The sequence below is a fragment of the Bartonella sp. AP57NXGY genome, assembly GCF_042195805.1.
GTDB lineage: Bacteria > Pseudomonadota > Alphaproteobacteria > Rhizobiales > Rhizobiaceae > Bartonella.
The window spans coordinates 1-546 of sequence record NZ_JBHIOZ010000670.1 but is presented as its reverse complement, the minus strand read 5'-3'; the positions used below and the strand labels follow the sequence as shown (position 1 = coordinate 546).

At 31.5% G+C, this 546-nt stretch carries 1 protein-coding gene; it reads right to left on the bottom strand.

From position 1 onward, the window contains the following. On the bottom strand, positions 1 to 546 hold a 546-nt coding region (locus ACFIL8_RS12570; protein WP_375690112.1), incomplete at both ends, for an ABC-2 family transporter protein.

Sequence of the window (546 nt, the reverse complement as noted above, 5' to 3'; positions counted from 1 at the left end):
CTCAACAGAAGATATCCAATATTCCATTCGCCTTTACCAAGCAACAATGACACAGGCAAGGAAGCAGAAAAAGCCATAGGAAGCATAAACAAAAGCCATTTTACGATGCTTAAAGGATAAATTCCTATTGGTACAAATGAAAGCTCGTAAATCATTTCATGAAAATATTCGACAGGCATCTTACGGCTAATAATAAATGTTACAAAATTAAACATCATGAAAAAACAAATATTGACGATAAAAACACAAAATATTGCAACAATAAAAGAGATCCATCTTAGCTTAAGACCGGATATATTCGGTAATGATACAAATAAATAGGCACTAACATAAAGAACAAAGAGCTTGATCAGATTAAGAGGTTTACACCAACCAAATAACATCAACAACCAGATTGAAACGGGCTTTATCAAGTATGGTTCAATTTTACCATCCGCTACTTTTTCAAAAAACGTTTCAATAGAATTAGTAAAAATATTCAAAAATATTCCAAGTAAAACAAAGACAACAAAGATAAAATGGATTTCATCTCTGCTATAGTTACCG